Below are 15,388 nucleotides of genomic sequence, written 5' to 3' on the forward strand. Positions count from 1 at the left end.
TTTTCCTAGTTCAGCGCGCGCCCAGTTGCGCGCGCACGGTCAACGCCAGGGCGTCGCCGGTCAATTGTTCGAGGGTCAGGCAAGGCGCACCCAGCGCCTCGGCCAACTGGGCCGCACGGCCCAGGCGCAGGTAACCGGCTTCGGTGTCCAGCACCAGGGCTGGTACGCCCTGTGCGGCCAGCGTCTGTGCGGCCTGCAGGGTTTCGGTCCAGGGGTCGCCGCTGCTGCCGGGCAGGCTGACGTTGGCCTTGCCGTCGGAGAGGATCACCAGCAGCGGCGGTGCTTCCTGCGCGCTCTGTTGGGCGGCTTGCTGCAGCACTTGCGCCGCCAGTTGCAGCGCATGCGGCAACGGCGTGCGGCCGCCGGTCGGCAGCTCGCGCAAGCCCTGCTCGGCCAGATCGGCGCTGCGCGTCGGGGCCAGCAGCAATTGTGCCTGCTCGCCACGGAAGGCGATCACGGCCAGTTGGTCACGGCGCTGATAAGCATCGGTCAGCAGCGCAAGCACCGCGCCCTTGACCGCTTCCATGCGCCGTTGTGCGGCCATGGAGCCGGAGGCATCGACCACGAAGACGATCAGGTTGGCACCGCGCCCGCTGCGGACCTGGCGATGCAGGTCATCACGCGTGACGGTGAGGGGCCCATCCGTCTCGCCCGCCAGCGCGCCGCGCACGGCGGCACTGCGCAGGGTGGCACCGATGGCCAAGCGGTCAGGATTCGCATCGGGCACGGCGCGCACGGCGTTGCCCCGGTTGGCATCGGCGACTGCGCTGCGGCGGCCGCTGGCTGCATTGGCGGCGGCTTGCGGCGTGGCAGCCACACTGATTCTGCGGGCCGTACCCGCTGCGGCAACGGCGAAGGTCTGTTGTCCGCCCTCGCCTTCCTGCTCCTGTTCCTGTTCCTGCTGCGGCTCATCGGAAGGAGCTGTCTCTGCCGCTTCCTCGCCCGGAGCGTCGCCGTGCCCGGCTTGCGGCGGCGGCGGCTCGGGCTGGCGCGCCTGGTCGACCAGGTCGTCCAGCTTGTCCTCGTCCATGCCGGTCTGCTCGAAGGGCTTGCGGCGGCGGCGATGCGGCAGGACCAGCAAGGCGGCCTCGCGTACGTCGTCGGGCGTAACCCGCGTGCGGGCCTGCAGGGCGGCGATGGCGCGCGCGGTCTTGTGCATGACGATGTCGGCGCGCAGGCTGGCCACCTCAAACTCGCAGCAGAGATGGCTGATCAGCTCCAGCATGGCATCGTCCAGCACCACGTCCGGCAGCAGGCGCTGGGCCTCGGCCACCTGCGCGAGCAAGGCGTCCTGCTGCGGCTGCCAGCGCTGCGCAAAGGCGGCGGGATCAGTCTCGAAGGCAATGCGTCGGCGTACCACCTCGGCGCGCACGGTTTTGTCGGTCGGTGCGCTCACTTCCACCATGAGCCCGAAGCGGTCCAGCAATTGCGGCCGCAAATCGCCCTCTTCCAGGTTCATGGTGCCGATCAGCGTGAAGCGCGCCGGATGACTGACGGAGATGCCCTCGCGCTGCACTGAATTGACGCCCATGGCGGCCACATCGAGCAGCACATCGACCAGGTGGTCGGCCAGCAAATTGACTTCATCGATGTAGAGGATGCCGCGATGGGCCGCCGCCAGCAGGCCGGGCTGGAACGCGCGCTGGCCGCCCTGCAGCGCCTGCTGCAGGTCCAGCGAACCGAGCACGCGGTCTTCGGTGGCGCCAAGTGGCAAGGTCACGAAGGGTACGGTGTCCTGATGCTGTACCGGGTCTGTATTGCAAACTGTACAGGCACTGGCCGGCTGGCCTGGCGCGCAGTGGAAAGCGCAGCCCGCGCTCAGGGTGATCGGCGGCAGCACCTGGGTCAGGCCACGGGCGGCCGTACTCTTGGCCGTGCCCTTGTCGCCGCGCACCAGCACTCCGCCGATGCCGGGATCGACCGCACACAGCAGCAGCGCCTGCTTCAGCAGCGGCTGGCCGACAATGGCCGCGAAGGGATAGGCATTGAAGGCCGTCATTGCATGTCCTTGGTATGTTCACTGCCGCGCACGGTTTCACCGCGTGCTTCCAGCAGGGCTTCACTGTGCAGGTAGAGTGAGCGCAACTGTTCGATGGTCTGTACCGCTGGTGTCTGCCACATGCCACGGCTGGCGGCTTCCAGCAGGCGCTCGGCGATGGCGTTCTGGGCCCAGGGGTTGGCCTGTTCCAGGAACTCGCGCATGGCCGGATCGAAACCATAGGTCTCGGCCAGTTGCTGGTACATCCAGTCTTCCATCACTTGCGCGGTGGCATCGTAGCCGAACAGGTAATCGACGGTAGCCGTCAGTTCCAGGCCGCCCTTGTAGCCATGGCGGCGGATGCTGGCCAGCCACTTGGGATTGACCACGCGGGCGCGGAAGACGCGCAAGGTTTCTTCCTTCAGGTCGCGCACGGCGGCGCGCTGCGGGTCGTGGCTGTCACCGAAATAGTGGCGCGGCTGTTGGCCGGACAAGGCGCGGATGGTGGCGATCATGCCGCCGTGGTACTGCAGGTAGTCGTCGCTGTCGAAGATGTCGTGTTCGCGGTTGTCCTGGTTGTGCAAGGCCACCTGCACGCCCGAGAGACGCTGGCGGAAGGCCTCGCGCTGGTCCGCGCCCTGCACCTTGCGGCCGTAGGCGTAGCCGCCCCAGTTGATGTAGGCCTCGGCGAAATCGGCCTGGTCCTGCCAGTTCTTTTCCTGGATCAGGGGCAGGATGCCGGCACCGTAGCTGCCCGGCTTGGCCCCGAAGACGCGATAGGAGGCCTGCGCCGCCGCCTCGGCCTGGCCCAGTCCGCCCTGCATGGCCTGCTGCAGATCGCGCAGGTAATGCTTGCGCACGAAGTTCAGGTGGTCTGGCTCGTCGGCGGCGATGGCCAGTTGCACGGCATCGTCGATCAGTTCGATGAGCTGCGGGAAGGCATCGCGGAAGAAGCCGCTGATGCGCGTGGTCACGTCGATGCGCGGACGCTGCAGTTGCTCCAGCGGGATCAGTTCGACACCGGCCACCTGCCGGTTGCCCTCGCGCCAGACCGGCTGCGCACCCATCAATGACAGGATCTGCGCCACATCGTCGCCGTGGGTACGCATGGCGCTGGTGCCCCAGATGCTGATGGCGACGCTCTCGGGATAGTCGCCGCTCTCGCGGTGATGACGCTCCAGCACTTCGCGCGCCAGTTGCTGGCCCACGCGCCAGGCCGATTGCGAGGGCACGCTGCGCGGATCGACCGAGTAAAAATTGCGCCCGGTCGGCAGAATATGCGCCATGCCGCGCGTGGGCGAACCGCTGGGCCCGGCCGGAATGTAGCCGCCGCGCAGGCCGTTGAGCAGGTTGCTGATTTCTTCATCGGTGCGCTGCAGGCGCGGTACCAGCTGCTCGCAGGCGAAGCTGAGGATGCGGCGCACGGCGCCGGTGTCGGTAGCCTTGATGGCAGCAGCCGGTGCTGCGCGCTTGAGCGGCGCGGCCGGTCGCGCCATGGCGCGCATGCCGCCGAGCACGCTACCCGCACTTTTTTGCAGGGTCGGTTGCAGGCGCGGTTTTTCTTCGGCCGGGGCGCTGAACAACGGCGCGAACAAGGTCTGGATCACGCCCTCGATGGACTGCACTGCAAAGCCTTGCTGCTGCAGGGCCTGCATCAGCGACAGGCACAGCGCATCGATGGCTTCGAGCGCATCGGCGCGGGTGACAATGGCACGTCCGGCCGTGCGAGCCAAGGCATCGTCGATGTTGAGGCGGCGGCCCTTGTGTTCCAGCAGCATGTCCAGCGACAGGCCGAAGAGCCGCGCCACTTCTTCCTGCAGGCCCGGCAGGTCCTGGTTGGGCAGGCGCGTCAGGGCCACCAGCATGTCCGGCAGTTGCTGCGCATCGGGCATGCGGCCGAGGATGTGCAGGCCGTCGCGGATCTGGGCGGCGCCCAGTTCGCACAGGTAGCCGTCGAGGTCCTCGATCAGGTGCGCCACACCGGCGCCATCCAGTTCGCTCAGCGCGTGCGGCAGCGCGCCGTCGTCGTGCGCGTGGTCATGGTCGTGATGATGGTGATGGTCATCGTGATGATGATGATGTCCGTGATGATGGTGATGCCCATGGTCGTGCCCGTGCTCATGGTCATGATCGTGGTCATGATGCAGCAGCTTGTATTGCAGGTCCGTATCCAGATTGGTCTGCCGCACCAGCTCCCAGATCTGCTGCTGCAGCAGTGGCAGCTTGGCCGGATCAAGCACCTCGACCTGGTAATACTCGTCCACCAGCTGCGTGAGCTGGGCCAGCGCGCCGTAGCTGTCGGCGGTGGTCATGGGCGGCGTCAGGTGGTCCACCACCACGGCATGGGCGCGGCGCTTGGCCTGCGAGCCTTCGCCGGGATCATTGATGATGAAGGGATAGAACAGCGGTACGTCGCCCAGCAAGGCGTCCGGGAAGCATTCTTCAGACAGGCCCACGCCCTTGCCCGGCAACCACTCGAGGGTGCCGTGCTTGCCGACGTGGACGATGGCATCCGCGCCCCATTCTTCATCCAGCCAGCGGTACAGCGCATAGTAGTGATGCGTGGGCGGCAGGTCAGGCTGGTGATAGATGGCGTCCGGATCCATGCCGTAGCCACGCGGCGGCTGCAGGGCTACGAAGGCATTGCCCAAGTCAAGGCCGGCAATGACCAGGTGCTGGTCGTGCACGTAAGCCTCGCCGGGCGCGGCGCCCCATTGGCGCTGCATCCTGGCCTGCAAGGCGACGGGCAAGGCGGCGAACCATTGCGCATAGCGCGCCGCCGGAATGCGTGCGGCAGCACGGCGCAGTTGGTCTTCGGTGAGCAGGATATCGTCGTAGGAGCAGCGGTCCACCAGTTCGTGGATGAGTGCAGTACCGGTGTCGGGCAGATCGCCGATGGCATAGCCATCTGCTGCCAGGGCGCGCAGTACGGCCATGAGCGACTCGGGCGCATCCAGCCCCACGGCATTGCCGATCTGCGCGGCCTTGCTGCTGGAATTGGTGAAGATGAAGGCGATGCGCTTTTCTGCATTGGGCGTGCAGCGCAGGCGCACCAGCCGCTGCGCCAGCCCGGCGATGCGGCGCACGCGGTCCGGCAGGGCCTGGTACTGCACCACGCCCGCCTCACTGGTGTGCTTGAAGGACAGCGGCACCCCGATGATGCGGCCGTCGAATTCGGGCAGGACCACGTTCATGGCCGCATCCAGCGGATTCATGCCGCGCGTGGAATGCTGCCACTGGTCCTGCGTCATGCTGCTGGTGATGGCCTGCAGCACCGGGCGGTTCAACTGTTCCAGCACCGAGACCGACCAGCCCGCCGGCGTGATGCCGCCGGCCGTAATCTCGCCCATGGCGAAGCTGGTGGTGTTGATGATGAGATCGACCCGGCCCTCGGCGAAATACGTCAGCGCAGGCGGCAGTGCCGCCCCACTGGCGGCCGACACCCGCAGCGAGGACGTGAAGACCGGCAGCACATCCATGCCGCGCGCCTCCAGTGCTGCCACCAGCGCATCGATGAAGGCGGTATTGCCCGATAGCCAGTGTGCCCGGTAGAAGATGATGCCCACCGCCGGCTTGCCCGCCGGGGCCTGTGCGCGCAGGGCCAGCCAGTCGTCGAGGCGGGCGTCCTGTTCCAGGTCGGGATGGTAGAGGCCGTGTTCCGGCAAGGCTTGCGCGGGCTCGTAACCGTAGCCGCTCAGCAGCAGGCGATCCGACAGGCAGCGCAGCAGCTGCGCCAGGTTGACGCTGCCGCCGCCGTTGAAATACGCCAGCGCCTGCTGTTGCACGTGCGGTGCAGCAGTGGAAGCAGCGGCCAGTTCGGCATCGGGCTCGCCGGTGCCGGACAGCACGATCAGGTGCCGTCCTTCGGCGCGCGCAGCGCGCAGCAATTCAGGAAAACCGGCCACTGCACCCAGCCGTCCGAGTACGCGTAGCACGATCACTTGCGCGCTGGCCAGCTCCGCGCGCAGCAGGGTCGCCAGCGTGCGCAGCGGCTGGCCCTGCTCATCGGTGCCGGATTGCAGGGCTTGCAGGTCGTAGCCCGCCACGGTGGGAAAATCCGCCGGCAACTGCGCGCGAGCGGCAGCCAGCAGCGCCAGGTCGGTCGGGGCGTGCGTCAACAGGACGATGCGGGCCATGGGTTCATGCATCGGAGACCTCCGCTTCCGGCAGCACATCACCGGTGCCCAGGCGATGGAAGATGAGGTCGCTCACTTCGCGCCCGCCTTCCAGGTGCTCCACCACCACGCGCTCGATGGCGGCGGCATCCTCGCAGCGATACCACACGCCCTCGGGATAGACCACCACCACCGGGGCCTGCGCCTTGCAGGCCACCATGCAGTGGGTACGGGTGCGCTTGACGCGCAGCTCGGGGCGGGCGTCGATCTGTTCGCCCAGTACGCCGAACATGGCTTCGGCCAGCACGCCGTTTTCGGTACAACGCGGACCCACGCACATGAGCACGTGACGATGATGAGTTCTCATGGCTTTGATGCTTTACTTTCCCCGGCGCAGCAACGCCGGACAGGGGCCCGTCAAGGCCGGCCCATCAGCCGAAGCGGCGATAGAAGAAACCGGTCAGCCCGCCCAGGGCCAGCCAGAACACCGCATTGGCTGCCGCCGTGGCGCGGATGAAGGCATGGGCCAGTTCTTCCGGAGCCACGCTGCCGTGCACTTCCGGCTGCGGTGCGCCGATGAAGTGCGGCACCACCAGCAGCATGACGCCCACCAGCTTCCAAGGCCAGCCACGGGTGAAGACGAACAAGCCCAGGCTGGCCGCCGTCATGGCGGCGGTCATCACCCACCACAGCTGGCGGGCCTGCAGCGGTGCGGCCAGCGTGCCCGGCACTTCCGGCGGCAGACCCAAGGAGGGTGCGACAAAGAACACGCCATAACCGGCCAGGCCCCACAACAGGCCGCTGCGCCAGCTGATCTGGCGTCCGCTCAGGGCAAAGGCCGCCACCAGCATCAAGGCGAAACCGACCGCCATGCTCACGTTGGCCAGCACGGTATAGCCGGTGCGCTCGGCGCCATCAGCCGGCTCCCAGGCACTGGCGTCATGCGCATGTTCGTGTTCATGGGCGTTCGCATGAGAGTGCTCGTGCGCAGCCGCATGGGCGGCGGCTTCGTGAGCATGGCCATCGGCTGCGGGGGCCGCAGATTCACCGGCCTTTTCATATTCCTCGGCCTTGAGGATGATCTTTTCGACCTGGAATTGCTGCACGCCCGACAGCAGCACGCCCGACAAGGCGCCTGCCACCACTACTGCCGACGCCATGCGCCGGAACACGGTCCAGTTCATCGTCCGCTCCTCAGTGGCAGGGGAAACCGGCCGAGTGGCGGCCATCGTGGGCGGCATTGTGCAGCTCCACCTTGGAGGCGAAGCCAGCGCCGTAGATCAGCGCCACGCCCAGCGCGAAGGCCAGCAGCGAGGGCGCGATGCGGTCGCGCCAGACCTGGCTGCCGGTGCGGCTGGAAGAGGAAGAATCAGCGGTGTGACGGGTGTTGAGACCGGAGGGAGTGGACATGCGCTTTCCTTGGCAGGTGGATGAAACGAAGGAAGCCACACGGCAAGCGCCCAAGCACAATCCCGCCGTCGGCTGACGGCGCCGGTTCACACCAGCGGGAAATGATGGAAGCTTTCCGCATGATCGCCCTCCGCGATGCATTCAAGAACTTGCCTCGGGCCGGTCTCCGGGCTGGCGAGGGGAAGCCTGGGGCTTCGGGACAGGCGCCTTCCCATGCGCGGGGCACAGTGGCGTAGTGCGTGTCCTTCCTCGCTTACCGTTGCGGGGGCAGCGCCGGCTTTGGCCCGATGCTGTGGCACCGGCCGCACCGGCTTCCCGTTTCAATCCCGGGCGCGGCTGCGCACGGAATACCAGAAGCAATGCTAAGGGGCGAAGTATAAAGGCGAGGACAGGCTTGGGCAACCTGCATTGTCACGGATCGGAGGCAGGCAGTCGGCCGGAAACGGCCTCAGCGGGGCAAGCCGGCCGGCGCAGCTTGCGCCGGCGAGGAGGACGAAGGGGATGGCAAAGCAGGTAACTGCGGCAAGGCGGGAGAAGCTGCCAGTTTGTAGTACAGGCTCATTTCCACGCCCATGCGCATGGGAATGCGGGCAACATAGGCCGAGCGCTGGCGGTTGCGGCCGCCCTGCCCGTGCACTTCCATCAGGCACAGGTAGCGCTCGCCCAGGTAGCCCAGCATGGCAAAGGAGGCTTTCTGCGGGCGCTCCAGCCGGGCCGGGGCGTCCGGCGCCAGGCCGACCGCACGGTCGAGGTAGCCGCGGTGCGAGTTGACGAAGAGATAGTCGCGTCCGGGCGGCTTGCCGCTGGCGTAGCCGATCCGCAGCATGCGGTTGTCGCCATCCGGCAGATACAGCCGGTAAGGCGAGGCGGGACCACCCTCCATAACCTCCACCCGCCCCGCCACGGGATCGATGCTGACCGCGCTCAAGGGAATCCGGTCGACGGCCAGGCAGCTGTCCAGCACCTCTCCGGGCGGCGCAGGCGGACCCGGCAGTGCCGCGAAGCAGACAAAGAGCAGAATCAGCGGCAGACAGCGCAATGCGCTTGCCTTCCAGGGACGGACAAGGGCAAGGAAGCGATTCATGGACAGCTCCTTCTACAGGCGGCAGGTCAGGACGGGAAAGCTCGGCGACACTCTTGTCAGCCATGGTTGCAGAAGGATCAGGCCGTGAATATCAGAAAACTCTCAATGCACGGCAGGAAGTCACTTCTGGCCGGCAATCAGGTCCAGCGCGATGAAGTGCCATTGCGCCGATTCGGCGTCATACAGGGCAAGCTGGTTGATCGGCTGCCCCGGCAGCGCCTTGCCTGGCACCCGCAACAGGGCGCGCTCGGCATGGCGGTGGCATTCTTGCGCGGACAAGGCCAGCAGGCGGGCATGGGTCTCGGCATGGGCGAAGAGTCCGGCGCATTCCCACAGCCGGGCATAGCCAGCCAGATCGGCGTGGCCGATCGCCAGGGGGATGGTGTCTGTCATTGCAGACACATGGGCCACGCTGGCCGACGAAATCCGGACCGGCCCGCCCTGTGCACGCACCGCCAGGTGTCCGTCTTGCGCCCCCCAGGCCAGATGCAGGCAGACCGGCAGGCGGCCTTGGTGGCGCTTGAGCAGATCGTCGGGCGAGAAGGCCGAGACCGGCAAGACCGCATAGCGTCCCGGCGGCAAGTCCTGCCAGAGCGCGTCGATGCTGGCTTCCAGTGGGGAGAAATACAGCACCATGGCCTCGCAGCCTGCGGCCTCACCGCTTGCCACCGGTTCGCACAGTACCTGCTGTGGCGCGGCACTGCCGGCCCCATGCCGCACCAGCACGTACAGGGGCAGCGCGGCCTGCACCACATGACGGCGCGCAGGCGGAAACCCGGAAGGCTGCGGGGGATAGGGAAACACGGCGCCACTCCTTGTGCGACCACAGCGAGCGGGCGGAGGGCGATGCTGGCTCCAGGGACCCATTGCGGCCAAAAAAGCCGAATGTTTCCACAAATGCAAGCGGAGTTGAACCGGAAAAGTCTCAATCAGCGCAGGAGAATGAGGCGAGATTTTTCAGCCGGATGCACCCTGGATAGGGCTGGTTTGATGCCGAAATGAAGGAAAAAGAGGCAGCGCGGCGCTGGGCCGCGAGGGACGGGGGAAGCCGACGACAGGCCATTTTGCAGATACGAAGAAAATGGCTCCACGCGCGGCCTCGGCCACCCCTGGAGCCATCCGGCAAGACAAGCCTGCCGGGATCACAACATGCTTACATCCGCAACGGTTTGTCCGAGGGCAGAGGATTGGTCGGCGGATCCTCCACCGGTACCGGCTCATCATCCGGCAGCGTTGGGGGTGGCACGTTCGGTTCGTTGACGGGCGGTATTTCCTGGGGGGTGTGCAAGCTCAGGTTCAAACGGGCCTCCTGCGGGACGGCAATCGGGATCACTGCATAGCCACGCGCATCAGCGATGGCCGGCCATCGGGTTCTGGTGCGGAATCGGGTCCTGGGGCGGGGTCGGATCCAGGGGCGGGACTTCCACCGGCGGGGTATCCTGGGGCTTGTGCATGGCGTTCTCCTGAGGGGGTGAAGGGTTGGATACCGGCTGGCCCGAAGGGGCCAGCAAGTCGTCATCGATATTGGCCAGGGGGTCTTCGGTCCCGTCCGGCTCTACCACATGGCCCGGGTCGGCCACGATGTGGTCAGGTGCGCTATTTCCCTGCGCTGCGTGCGGCGTGCCGGGCGGACGCAGCAGGGCGGCCCCTGCAGCCTGCGCGGAAGGCGGACGGCGTGGCGATGAGGGATCCGGTTGCGACGGGTCCATGGCAGTCCTCCTGGCGAGTGAATCAATGCCTCATCTTACGAAGCCCCTGCCCTGCCCTCAGCCAGACATCGGCCCATTTGCCTGTAGGAAGTCGCGAAAAAAAACGCCGCCAGCCCAAGGGGCGGCGGCGTTCTCCACGCGGATGGCTGCGACGCTTCAGCTCGACTTCAGCGCGCGCGTCACGATCTCCTGGGCCTCGGCAAAGATGCGCTCCAGATGCGCCTCGTCGCGGAAGCTCTCGCCGTAGATCTTGTAGATGCTCTCGGTGCCCGATGGGCGCGCTGCAAACCAGCCATTGTCGGTGACGATCTTCAGGCCGCCAAAGGCCTTGCCGTTGGCGGGCGCCGTGGTCATCACTTCGCGGATGGTTTCACCGGCCAGCTCGGTGGAGCTCACATCCTCCGGCGAGAGCTTGGACAGGCGGGCCTTCTGCTCAGGTGTAGCCGCCGCTTCCTTGCGGCCATTGACAGGCGCACCCAGTTGCCGGGTCAAATCCTGGTATATCTTGCCGGGATCGTTGCCGGTACGCGCAGTCATCTCGGCGGCCAGCAAGGCGGCGGTGATGCCGTCCTTGTCGGTGCTCCAGGGCTGGCCATCGAAACGCACGAAGGAAGCGCCGGCGCTTTCCTCGCAGCCGAAGGCCAGGCTGCCGTCATACAAGCCATCGACGAACCACTTGAAGCCCACCGGCATCTCCAGCAGCTTGCGCCCCAGGTGGTCGGCCACGCGGTTGATCATCTGGCTCGACACCAGGGTCTTGCCTACGGCCGCATCGGCGCGCCAGGCGGGGCGATGGCGGAACAGGTAATACGCCGCCACAGACAGGTAGTCGTTGGCCGGCAGCAGCCCGGTGCTCTTGGCGACGATGCCGTGGCGGTCATGGTCGGTATCGCAGGCCATGGCCACGTCGAAGCGATCCTTCAGGGCGATCAGCTCGCTCATGGCATAGGGCGAGGACGGATCCATGCGGATCTGCGCGTCCCAGTCCAGCGGCACGAAGCGGAAGCTGGCATCGACCTCGGTGTTGACCACTTCCAGGTTGAGCTTGTAGCGATCGGCGATGGCCGACCAGTAATGCAGGCCGGCGCCGCCCATCGGGTCCACGCCGATCTTCACGTTGGCCGCCGAAATGGCGCCCAGGTCGATGATGTTGGGCAGGTCGCCGACGTAATTGTCCAGATAATCGTAGCGGCGCGTGGTCTCGGCCTTCAAGGCCTTCTCGAAGCCGATGCGGCGCACGCCTTCGAGCTTGTGCTCCAGATAGCCATTGGCGCGCTTCTCGATCCAGCTGGTGACGTTGGAATCCGACGGGCCGCCATTGGGCATGTTGTACTTGAAGCCGCCATTGTCGGGCGGATTGTGCGAGGGCGTGACCACGATGCCGTCGGCCAGCTTGTCGCGGTGCACGCGGTTGTGGGTGAGGATGGCGTGCGAGACGGCCGGCGTGGGCGCATAGGGGCTGCCCTCGGCCAGCATGGTCACCACCTCGTTGGCGGCCAGCACTTCCAGCGCGCTGTGCCAGGCCGGTTCCGACAAGGCATGGGTATCGATGCCCAGGAACAGCGGCCCCTTGAAACCCTGCTCCTTGCGGTAATCGCAGATGGCCTGGGTGATGGCCAGCACGTGCCATTCGTTGAAGCTGTGGGCATTGGCGTTGCCACGATGGCCGGAGGTGCCGAAGGCCACCCGGTGGCCCGCCTCGGCCACATCGGGACGCAGGCTGTAGTAGTTCGACAGCAGCACCGGCAGGTTCACCAGGGCGGAAGGCGCGGCACGCTTGCCGGCGAGGGGATTGACGCTACTCATGATGTCTTTTCTGGATGAAGGATTACCTGAGGAAACGAAGGCGCAAGCCAGCGGCGCGTCCCTTCGCAACTTGATTTTTTACTAACGTCACAACTATTGTAACGCGCGGATGGCGCGCTGCAGCATCACTATGAACATTCTTGCAGGAGTCTTGCCGCAGATCACGATTCATGGGCTTTGCCGGGCAGGGCCAGCGCCACTGGCGCTGCCGCATGAAGCATGATGCCGAAAAGCAAAACGCGTCCGGGCGCAAGCACGGACGCATTCATTGAGGCTTCACACCGGCCGGGGGGACCCCGGCCGGATGCTGTCCCGGTCAGGCACGCCGGAAGGCACGCACGATCACCAGCAAGACGATCGCGCCCAAGGTAGCCGTGATGATGGAGGCCAGGATGCCGCCGCCCACGGCGATGCCCAACAGGCCCGCCAGCCAGCCGCCGATGACGGCGCCGACGATACCGATCAGGATGTCGGCCAGCAAGCCGAAGCCGCCGCCCTTGACCAGCACACCGGCCAGCCAGCCGGCAACGGCACCAATGATCAGCCATGCGATGAGTCCGTGTTCCATGATGTTCCCTTTCAATCGTTCTGTCGTTCTTGGGTTGATGTCGGAATCCGCCGGGCGGCTTCCTCTTCTCTGCAAGCGCTCGGCGCAACAGATGAGGTGATGATAGAAAAACGCGTCCGCGCCAGGTATCGGACAGCGGCCCATTCCCCTGTAGGACAAGCCCGCCATGTACGCCTTTCGAGCCCGTACGAGGCCTCAGGCACGGGGTTGACCGTGGGCAGATGCGGGCACTGAAGAGTCTTCCTCTTTTCCTACACAGCAAAAGGCGGCATTCCTATAGAGAGGAAGCGAGAGTTTTCTTAATCTTGCTCCCCATAGGCGCAGTGCAGCATGCAATCGTTTGCCGCAGCCGGCGCCAGTAGCGCCATAGCGCATTTGCCAGCCCGATATTCCGAGAGAGCAGCCGATCATGTCCGCCATTCAAACCAGTGCCAACCCGTCGCCCGTCTTCGCCAACGCCTTCGCGCTCAATGCGTTCGGGCCCGCGCCGCAAGCGGCCGGTGGCGCCGACCTGGCCGAACACTATGCACGCTATGCCCGCGAATCGGCTGAGATGCTGCACCAGATTTCGGTGAAGGCGCCACAGCTAGCGTCGGTCCTGGACCAGCTCAATGAAGGCAGCCTGCCGCAGCGCATCGAACTGGTGGATGAGCAGGCTCTACCGGTGGCGCAAGAGCCGCGCCACCCGCCGCGCATCTCGCTGCTGGAAACGGCAGCCCATGCACTGAGCCATGCTTTTCCCGGCGTAGCGCCCTTGTTCCAGGGCGGCCGCGCGTTTTTGCAAATGAAAATGATCAAGAACAACAGACAGGCGTGAGCAGCACCAGCAAGCCTGCATTGTGTGCATGAGGGTGTCACGCCCTTGACTCAACCAAACCTGGACTTACCATGAAAAAAATCACCAAAGCCGTTTTCCCCGTCGCTGGCCTCGGCAGCCGCTTTCTTCCCGCCACCAAGGCACAGCCCAAGGAAATGCTGCCCATCGTCGACAAGCCGCTGATCCAGTACGCTGTCGAAGAAGCCGTGGAAGCGGGCATCACCGAGATGATTTTCATCACCGGCCGCAACAAGCGCGCCATCGAAGACCACTTCGACAAGGCCTATGAGCTGGAATCCGAACTGGAAGCGGCCGGCAAGGTGAAGCTGCTGGAGACCATCCGCAACGTCATCCCCAAGCACATCAACTGCGTCTACGTGCGCCAGGCTGAACCCCTGGGCCTGGGCCACGCCGTGCTGCTGGCCAAGCCGCTGGTGGGCGACGAGCCCTTCGCCGTGCTGCTGGCGGACGATTTCATGGATGCTGCGCCCGGCCAGAAGAACGTGATGGCACAGATGACCGAACTCTACGAACGCGAAGGCAAGAGTCTCCTGGCCGTGCAGGACGTGCCGCGTCCGGAAACCCGCCAGTACGGCATCGTCAGCGGCACTGCCCACGGCGAACGTACCGAACTGCTCAGCGGCATCGTCGAAAAGCCGTCCCCGGAAGACGCACCGTCGACCCTGGCCGTGGTGGGTCGCTACGTGCTGACCCCGGCCATCTTCGAGCGCCTGGAAAATATCGGCACCGGTGCCGGTGGCGAGATCCAGCTGACCGACGCCATCTCGGCCCTGCTGGAACAGGAACAGATCCTGGCTTATCGCTACGAAGGCCAGCGTTTCGATTGCGGCTCCAAGCTGGGCTACCTGAAGGCAGCGGTGGCGATGGGCTTCAAGCACAAGGAAGTGGGCACCGGTTTCGCCCAGTTCCTGCAGGAATTCACCAGCCAAAACGATCTGGCGCAGGCCGCCCAGCCCAAGGGCCCGGCGACCGTCACGCCGCTGAAGACCGCAGCCGGCAACCAGCCGGCCGGCACTCCGGTCTCCAACGACACATTGCCAGCCGTCGCCAACAGCATCATGTAAGTCCCCGGTAGAGAGCGTTGTTGATTGCAGTCCGTCCGCAAGGCCGGGCTGCTTTTTTTTGTGCTGCCAAGCCTCGTATAAATTGTTTTGACCTTTGTCACAGAGTTTTAACCTGGACTTGCTAGCATCGCGGCCATGAATCTGGAGAAGTTCATTTCGCCCGGGACAAGTACTACGCCGCAATCGGGGCCAAGCGCGTATGCTGAGGCCACCGCACCCGCCTGAAAACGTTTGCAACATCGAAATACGACGATGAAATCGTTGCCAGGCGGCAGGAATGTTGCGGCAAAGGCGCAAAAAATATATATTGTTTATATCAATTTTCAGAGGAGCGTTCATGGCCACCAGAGTTCAAGCCGCAGCAGCAGCAACCGAAACCAAGAAACCTGTCGCCAAGGCGGCAGCCCCCAAGCCCGCCGCGGTGAAGAAACCTGCCGTCAAGCCCGCCACCCGTGCAGCCGCCAAGCCCGCTGCCGCACCGGCCACCGAAAAGAAGGTCGAGAAGGTCGCCAAGCCCGAGAAGGCAGACAAGCCGGTCAAGGCCGAGAAGGTAGAAAAAATCGAGAAGGCCCCCAAGGCCAAGAAGGTCAAGCAAGTGCGCGACAGCTTCACCATGCCCGAGAACGAATACGCCGTGCTGGCCCAGGTCAAGAAGACCTGCCTGAAGTCTGGCGTGGAGATCAAGAAGAGCGATCTGCTGCGTATCGGCGTGTCGCTGATCAAGAACCTGAAGATCACCGAATTGAAGGACATCCTCGGCAGCCTGACTCCGCTGAAGGTCGGCCGCCCCAAGAAGTAAGCAGGCCGCAGGCAAGT

At 65.3% G+C, this 15,388-nt stretch carries 13 protein-coding genes and 1 riboswitch; of the genes, 3 read left to right on the plus strand and 10 right to left on the minus strand.

Features of this window, described 5'->3' with window-relative positions:
* Positions 1 to 10: 10 nt before the first annotated feature.
* From ACLRDN_RS14435 to ACLRDN_RS14480, 10 genes are all read right to left on the minus strand, one after another.
* Entirely contained in the window at positions 11 to 1,999 is a 1,989-nt protein-coding gene (locus tag ACLRDN_RS14435; RefSeq protein WP_413456832.1) for a putative cobaltochelatase, read from the minus strand.
* On the minus strand, positions 1,996 to 6,126 hold the full coding sequence (locus ACLRDN_RS14440) for a cobaltochelatase subunit CobN (protein ID WP_413456833.1): 4,131 nt from the start codon (positions 6,124 to 6,126) through the stop codon (positions 1,996 to 1,998). Before ACLRDN_RS14440 ends, ACLRDN_RS14435 begins: the two co-directional genes overlap by 4 nt.
* Positions 6,119 to 6,460 carry a (2Fe-2S) ferredoxin domain-containing protein gene (locus ACLRDN_RS14445; protein ID WP_413456834.1) on the minus strand — a complete coding sequence of 114 codons (342 nt, stop codon included), beginning with the start codon at positions 6,458 to 6,460 and terminating at the stop codon, positions 6,119 to 6,121. The genes ACLRDN_RS14440 and ACLRDN_RS14445 overlap by 8 nt, the downstream gene beginning before the upstream one ends.
* Positions 6,461 to 6,524: 64 nt before the next feature.
* Positions 6,525 to 7,277, minus strand: coding sequence for a CbtA family protein (locus tag ACLRDN_RS14450; RefSeq protein ID WP_413456835.1), 753 nt, complete (start codon positions 7,275 to 7,277; stop codon positions 6,525 to 6,527).
* Positions 7,278 to 7,287: 10 nt separating this feature from the next.
* Positions 7,288 to 7,503, minus strand: a complete 216-nt coding sequence (locus ACLRDN_RS14455; RefSeq protein ID WP_402705285.1) for a CbtB domain-containing protein — start codon at positions 7,501 to 7,503, stop codon at positions 7,288 to 7,290.
* Positions 7,504 to 7,642: 139 nt separating this feature from the next.
* A riboswitch (cobalamin riboswitch) is annotated at positions 7,643 to 7,873 on the minus strand.
* Between the two features lie 78 nt (positions 7,874 to 7,951).
* On the minus strand, positions 7,952 to 8,587 hold the full coding sequence (locus tag ACLRDN_RS14460; protein ID WP_413456836.1) for a hypothetical protein: 636 nt from the start codon (positions 8,585 to 8,587) through the stop codon (positions 7,952 to 7,954).
* Positions 8,588 to 8,707: 120 nt separating this feature from the next.
* Positions 8,708 to 9,391: a hypothetical protein gene (locus tag ACLRDN_RS14465; RefSeq protein ID WP_413456837.1), complete on the minus strand. Its 684-nt coding sequence runs from the start codon at positions 9,389 to 9,391 to the stop codon at positions 8,708 to 8,710.
* A 545-nt stretch (positions 9,392 to 9,936) separates the two neighbouring features.
* Positions 9,937 to 10,296, minus strand: a complete 360-nt coding sequence (locus tag ACLRDN_RS14470) for a hypothetical protein (RefSeq protein WP_413456838.1) — start codon at positions 10,294 to 10,296, stop codon at positions 9,937 to 9,939.
* 156 nt (positions 10,297 to 10,452) lie between these two features.
* The gene (gene pgm, locus ACLRDN_RS14475; protein WP_413456839.1) at positions 10,453 to 12,102 is read right to left on the minus strand and encodes a phosphoglucomutase (alpha-D-glucose-1,6-bisphosphate-dependent); all 1,650 of its coding nucleotides are present in this window, start codon (positions 12,100 to 12,102) and stop codon (positions 10,453 to 10,455) included.
* Positions 12,103 to 12,418: 316 nt separating this feature from the next.
* Positions 12,419 to 12,670, minus strand: coding sequence for a GlsB/YeaQ/YmgE family stress response membrane protein (locus ACLRDN_RS14480; RefSeq protein WP_006463945.1), 252 nt, complete (start codon positions 12,668 to 12,670; stop codon positions 12,419 to 12,421).
* Between the two features lie 409 nt (positions 12,671 to 13,079).
* Between ACLRDN_RS14480 and ACLRDN_RS14485 the strand changes: the two genes are divergently transcribed.
* From ACLRDN_RS14485 to ACLRDN_RS14495, 3 genes are all read left to right on the plus strand, one after another.
* Positions 13,080 to 13,487: a hypothetical protein gene (locus ACLRDN_RS14485; RefSeq protein ID WP_413456840.1), complete on the plus strand. Its 408-nt coding sequence runs from the start codon at positions 13,080 to 13,082 to the stop codon at positions 13,485 to 13,487.
* A 71-nt stretch (positions 13,488 to 13,558) separates the two neighbouring features.
* On the plus strand, positions 13,559 to 14,572 hold the full coding sequence (gene galU, locus ACLRDN_RS14490) for a UTP--glucose-1-phosphate uridylyltransferase GalU (RefSeq protein ID WP_413456841.1): 1,014 nt from the start codon (positions 13,559 to 13,561) through the stop codon (positions 14,570 to 14,572).
* Positions 14,573 to 14,909: 337 nt separating this feature from the next.
* Positions 14,910 to 15,371 (plus strand): hypothetical protein, encoded by a 462-nt coding sequence (locus ACLRDN_RS14495; protein WP_413456842.1) that lies wholly within the window; start codon positions 14,910 to 14,912, stop codon positions 15,369 to 15,371.
* The last annotated feature ends 17 nt before the right edge of the window (positions 15,372 to 15,388 follow it).

Origin of the sequence: Herbaspirillum huttiense, assembly GCF_047300815.1 — a bacterium.
Classification (GTDB): domain Bacteria; phylum Pseudomonadota; class Gammaproteobacteria; order Burkholderiales; family Burkholderiaceae_D; genus Herbaspirillum; species Herbaspirillum huttiense_A.